The following is a 6,164-nucleotide window of genomic DNA, read 5'->3' as shown; positions in this document are numbered from 1 at the left end:
GCGTCCGGGGCCGGAAGGCTCCCGGGACGCGAAGGGAACGCGCGGCGGACCGCCCGAAAGCGGAAGCGGCCGCCCCGCTGGGAGGCGGCCGCCGGATCGCGTCCCGCGCTCGCGCGGGCTCAGGCGCAGACCTTCTTGCCCTTCTTCTTCCTGCACTTGTTGGAGCAGCAGTCGGAGTTCGACGAGCAGCTCTTGCCCTTCGGCAGGCAGCTTCCGCCGGCGCAGGAAGCGTCGGAGGCGCAGTCGCCGTCCTGGCAGTCGGTCTTGCCGTCGCAGTCGTTGTCGATCTTGTCGGAGCAGGTCTGCCCGGGGACCTCGCTCGCCGGCGGCGTGCCGCAGTCGGCCGAGCAGTTGCACTCGTTCTCGCCGCCGCTGCACAGCCCGTCGCCGCAGTAGGGCGCCGTGCCGCAGTCGACCGAGCAGTTGTTCGAGTCCTCGGAGCCCTCGCAGACGCCGTCGCCACAACAGGAGGCGCTCCCCCCGCTCATCGAGCAGGTGATTCCCTTCTTCTGATCGGTGCACTTGCTGTAGCTGCAGTCGACGTCCTGGCCGCAGCAGAACTTGCCTTTCTTCTGGCGGCAGTCCGACGGGCAGTTCTTGCAGTCCTCGCCGGCGCCGATCTCGCAGATCTTGTTGCCGCACACGGCGCCGGACCCGGAGAAGCAGTCGTTCGGGCAGGAGTTGCAGTCCTCGCCCGACTCGCACAGCCCGTCGTTGTCGCAGGCGGGGCAACCGCCGCAGCCGGAGTAGTCGAGGGTGCAGTCGGCGTTGCAGGAGACCGAGCCGGAGGTGCAGCCGCGGTCGCTGCAGGAAGCGCCGCCGAGATCGTTTCCGTCGCACTCCTCGCCGGGCTCCTTGACGCCGTTGCCGCACTGCGCGCCGGCGGAGCAGCTCCCGAGCAGACCGGAGATCTTCGGGTAGATCAGGTCCATCCGGACGCCCTGGTTGGTGCAGCCGCCGAAGTGATGCAGGGCGACCACCTTGTGACTCGTCCCGGAGAAGACCGGGGATCCGGAGGAGCCGCCCGCCGTGTCGCAGTAGTAGCCGATATCGGTGTCGGGCGCGTTCCCGTAGGCCGGGGACACGTCCACGGCGCAGGTGCCGCCGTTCATGTCGGAGTCGATCGACAGCTTCTTCGGGTTGCCGCCCGGGTGATGCGCGATGTAGATCCGCTCCCCCCTCGGCGGCAGCCGCGGGTCGAGCGCGAGGCAGGGGATGCCGCTCGAGTCGCCGGTGGTGCTCATCAGCGTGAAGTCGAGCGTGGCGTCGGTCTTGAGCACGCTGTTGCCCAGCACGCTCCCCGACGGAGACGCCCCGCCCCCGCCGCAGCTCGGCGTCTGATAGCCCATCTGCAGCTCGGTCGCGCGGGCGTCGCTGTTCGACGCGACGCAGTGGTTGTTGGTCAGGAACTGGCCGTTGTCGGAGACCTTGAAGGCCGTGCACAGCCAGCAGCAGCCGATGAGGGCGCGCACCACGCCCTGCGAGTTGGCGTACTCTTCGGGGTGGCTGGTCTCGTAGCAGGCGACGTCTTTCCAGTCCTGCTTGCCGCAGACGCTCTCGGGTCCGGGCTGCGGCGGGCCGACCGGCGCGATCGGTTCCGTGCCGCGCCCGTAGCCGTCCGAGTCGAACCCGAATCCTCCGCCCGTTTCGGCGGTCAGCTCGAGAACGGCGGTGTCGCCCGGAATCGAGAACGCCCAGAACTCCCCGTCTCCGTGGGGGCCGAGACCGGTGTAACGGTGGCGGACCCGGCCGGAAGGGTCCCGGATCTCGAGGACGTCACCCGGAGCGAGTTCGAACCGGCTGAAGTGCAGGCGGATGTACGTCGCACCGGGATAGCGAACCACCCACTGCAACGTCTCTCCCGGCGCCGCCGCCGGGTACGGATGCGGCGTCGCCAGCACCGACGGTTCGAACTCCCCGACTTTCGCCTTCCCCGCCGGCGCGGCGCCCGCTGCCAGCGCCGCCACGGCGAGACAGGCGAGCACCGTGACGATCATCCTCCCTTTGGTCACGACGATCCTCCTCCCAGGTGTCGGCTGTCCCCCGCCCTGCTTCGATGGCCGCATTATCGCAAAAACCGCCAATCCCTTGGAAGGGTCGCACCCCGGGAAAAGCGGCGCGGAGTGCGCCGCCGGCGCCCACCCGGGGGCCCGAACCCCGGCGATCCCCGGGGGACCCGGTTCCCTTCCCTTTCGCGGCTCGGGGGCCCGGTACGCGCCGGCGCGCCCGGCCTTCGGCGCGCGATCGGCCACCGCCGGCGTCCCGGCGGCGCCCGGCGGCGGCGCCCGCCGGACGGTGCCTGGTGACCGCGAGGTTCACTCCCACTTGCGCCGTTCCGGCGCCAAATGAAAGTGGCGGGAAATTCGGCGGACAAGAGCGAGCGGGCGAGAAACGGGTCGAGCCGGTTTCATCCCGGACACGAACGCTGGCGCAGGATGAGCCGGCCCGCGCGGCTTCCTCTCGCCGCCCGCCGGGGCAACGGAACCGGTCCTTCCGGCCCTGAATCGACGGGCATCGGGGGGCCGCGGCTCCCGCGCGGGACTCGCAGGACGACCCGTGCCCTCCCGGTGGCACGGAGCCGGAGGTTCGTTCCATACTCGCGCCTTCCAGCCGGCGCTGCGAGCCGCGGGCCGTCCTCAAGGCTCGCGCCCGGCGTCGACCAAGGCGAGCTGATGGCCCCAGCGGGACGCATCGTGGTCGCCCTCGTGCTGCTGGCGGGATTGCTGTTTCCGGCACCGCCGCTCCATGCCGCGCGCCGCTCGGTCTGCGCCTGCGGTGGGCACGGCGATCGCACCTCCTGTTGCTGCTGCCGGGGCCCGGCAGGCCTCGACGAGTGCTCCGTTCGCGGAACGTGCGGGCCGGTGCGAACCGAGTGGACGCTCGAGGGACTACGACGGCCCGCCGGCACGCCGCCGCCGACCGAGCCCCGTGTTCGGGCCGCGAAGCGCCTCGGCGAACTTCCTTGCCGTTCGGCGTCGCTGGCGCCGTCCCCTCCACCGGAGCCTCCGACACCCCCTCCTCGCCGCTGTCGCGGCTGACCTCTTCGACAGGACCGGCGTGCCCAGCGCGCCCGCGTGGCGTGCGCACGCCCATCGATTCGAGGCCACACGCGCCGTCGCGTCGCGGTTCGCCGCCGCTGGAGCGAGCACGGCTGCGCTCCGCGACGCGGGCGCGGGAGGAAGGAGGCGACGAGGATGAGAGAGTGCTTGCGGCCGCGCGTCATGCCGGCCTTGCTCGTGGCGGTCGCGGTCGCGTTTTCGGCCGGTACGGCGTACGCCGGCGAGGATCGCGCCGCCGATGCTCGGGGAGAAGAAAAGGGCTCGAGAAGCGCAACGGCATCGGCGGAGCAGAAACCGTCCCATCGGGAACGGATCGTGGTGACGGCGACCATTCCGGATCTTCCGGCGGTGACCGAGGTCGGCCGCGCCGAACTCTGGGGCAAGGAGATCGAGCGGGGGCTCGCCCATGCGTTGCGGGACCAGCCGGGGCTCGATGCGTTCCAACGCGGGCCGATCAATCTCGACCCGACCGTGCGCGGCCTGCGCGAGGGCCAGATCGCGACGATCGTCGACGGCACGCGGACGTTCGCGGCGGGGCCGGCGCGGATGGATTCCGAGCTGAGCCACGTCGATCCGCACACCATCGACCGAGTCACGATCGCGAAAGGTCCGTTCGCGCTCGCCTGGGGCGCGGGCGCGCTCGCCGCCGTGCGCGTCGAGCGCCACAGGCCGGAATTCGCCTCGGGCGAGGCGAAGTGGGGCGGCCGCGCCGGATTCTCCGCCGGGAACGACGGGCGTGGAATCGATGCCACCGTCGCCGTCGACTGGTCGAGCCGGAACCAGCGGGCGTCGCTGGCTTTCGATCAGCGGCAAGGAGACGACTACCACGACGGGGCGGGGCGCCTCGTCCAGGGAGACTACCGGTCGCAGAATGCGAGCTGGCAGTACGGCTTCCGCGCCGGCGAGCACTGGACGATCGACTACCTGGGCTCCTATCAGGAGCAACATGACATCGACTATCCCGGACGGTTGTTGAACGCCGTCTACTTCTTCACCCGGCTGAACTCGATCGACGTCGTGCGCCGCTTCGATGGCGATCTGTGGCGGCGGGCGTCGATCCGGATCTACGCCAGCCGCAAGGATCACCTGATGACCAACGACGGCAAACCGACCGCGGAGCCCGACCCCGGAAGGATGCCTCCGTTTCCGCTGGCGGTGTCGTTGCCCACCTCGTCCGACACGACCGGTTTCAGCTTTCGCTTGGATGCCGCGCGAGGCTCCTGGTCCGCCGGTTTCGGGGCGGACGGATACCGCCTCGAGCAGTCCGCCCGCCGGCAAATCCGGCGCCGCGATACCGGCATGCAGATGTTCGACGATCCGGTCTGGCCCGATGTCCAGATCGACCACGCCGGGCTTTACGCCACGGTCACGCGCTCGGCGCAGCGCTGGTCGCTGACCGGCACGATCCGCGGCGACCACGAACGGGTGTCGACCGGCGAGCTTTCTTCGTTCTTCACGGAGCACGTCTCGACGCTTCGGGCGCCGTCTCGCTCCGCCCTGAGCGCCGCGCTCGGGGCGGCGTACCGGCTCGGGCCGGGACTGCGGCTCGAGGCCGGGATCGGCCGTGCGGTCCGGATGCCTTCCGCCCTCGAGCGGTTCTCCGACCGGTTCCCGTCGACCGCCTTCCAGATCGCCGCCGAGTTCGTCGGCGACCCGGGGCTCGCTCCCGAAATCGCTCACGAGGCCGATCTCGGTTTGAGCGGCACGACACGGCGTTTCGGGTTTCGGGTGGATGTCTTCTGGCGCCGGATCGAGGACATGATCACGGTGGCGATCGATCCGTCGCTGTCCCCACGCCTACCCTCGAGCCCCCCGCAGGTCTACCGTTACGTCAACGGACGCGGCGGCCGCTTCTGGGGCGGCGAGCTGGAGCTCGAGACCGAGTTGTCCGACACGCTGCGGTTGCAGGCGAGCGCCTCGGTGGTCCGCGGGCGGGACCTGACGTTCGACGAGCCCGCCTTCGGCGTCCCACCGGCCACCGGTTCCGTCCAGCTCCACTGGCAGCCGTCGGGTGAGTCGCTCTGGTTCGAGATGGGGATCCGCGGCGCCCTCCGGCAGCGTCGCGTCGCCACCGCCCGCCTCGAACTCCCGACACCCGGCTATTCCGTCGTGGCGCTCCGCGCCGGCGGGCGCGTCGCCGGCGCCTGGCGCTGGCAGGCCGACATCGACAACCTGTTCGACCGCGTCTACGCGACCCACCTGACCGCGCTCGACCCGTTCTCGAAGCAGCGCGTCCCCGCTCCCGGCCGCACGCTGCGCATCAGCCTCGCGAGAACCTTCTGACTCCACCGGAGCGAACCCGTAGCGGGTGAGGGGCGCCGACTCCGCGCCCCTCACCCGCGACGCCACCCACTCGGAACTCGGACAGATCCGGCCAAGGATCTTCCGAGGGAGGGAGACGCAGCAGCATTGGTCGTCGGAAAGAGGCGTGCTCATCGTTGCTTCTAGGTTGGACAGATCCGCCGCTCTCAAGTGGATGCCTCACCCCGCGCTAGTCTCGGTCTCCCAATCACAAAGTGGGACGGCCGGGCGCCCCGCCTGGAGCGACCCTGGAGGGCTCGTGCGGGGCCAACAGCCAGACCTCCAGCTGGCCCGGCGAGGCGCCGCAATCGGCGCCGGCCACAGTGTCTCATTCTAAGCTGCGCCTCTGCGCTACCTAGCACCGGTGACGACAACGTCCTGATCCGCGCTTCCGAGCCATCGGCATGTTTCCCGTGCGGATCATGATCAAGTCCTGGTCAAGGCCGTGCTGAAACACATCGAGCCGCCCAGATACCGCTACCAGGTGCGCCGCGGAGATGGAGCTGAGGCGGAAAGGGAACAGGCTCGTGGAATTGAGGACCGTTCTCAGAGCTACCGAACCGCTGGGATGAGCGTGCAAAAAGGCCTCGGCCAACCAGGCGATAACCTCCACCTGAGCTATGGCGAGTGAAAACCCAGCGGTATAGATGCCTTTTTCCGATGTTTCCTTCAGGACCTCCCAATCGACGAAGCTTCGCAAAACATTGCGGGTAGCCCTTGCAACGATTTCTCGATCTCCATAGTGCTCGAATAATCTCCGTCTGATTTGTTGTGCTGTCACAGTTGACTGTAACCGCAGTAATC

Annotated in this window: 3 protein-coding genes; 1 reads left to right on the top strand and 2 read right to left on the bottom strand. The window is 69.6% G+C overall.

Going from position 1 to position 6,164, the window contains the following annotated elements; genetic code table 11:
- Window positions 1-119: 119 nt before the first annotated feature.
- Window positions 120-2,012 carry a serine protease gene (locus D6718_10000; protein ID RMG44488.1) on the bottom strand — a complete coding sequence of 631 codons (1,893 nt, stop codon included), beginning with the start codon at window positions 2,010-2,012 and terminating at the stop codon, window positions 120-122.
- Window positions 2,013-3,194: 1,182 nt separating this feature from the next.
- On the opposite strand from D6718_10000, the gene D6718_09995 reads away from it, so the two are divergent.
- The gene (locus tag D6718_09995) at window positions 3,195-5,342 is read left to right on the top strand and encodes a TonB-dependent receptor (GenBank protein ID RMG44487.1); all 2,148 of its coding nucleotides are present in this window, start codon (window positions 3,195-3,197) and stop codon (window positions 5,340-5,342) included.
- Between the two features lie 373 nt (window positions 5,343-5,715).
- Here D6718_09995 and D6718_09990 read toward each other — a convergent pair.
- Window positions 5,716-6,164: hypothetical protein (locus D6718_09990; GenBank protein ID RMG44486.1), on the bottom strand; the 449-nt coding region annotated here is incomplete at its 5' end.

Source organism: Acidobacteriota bacterium (assembly GCA_003696075.1).
In the GTDB taxonomy this organism is placed as follows: Bacteria; Acidobacteriota; Polarisedimenticolia; order J045; family J045; genus J045.
Note: the sequence above shows the minus strand (reverse complement) of the source record. Positions and strands in the feature narration are given on the sequence as shown.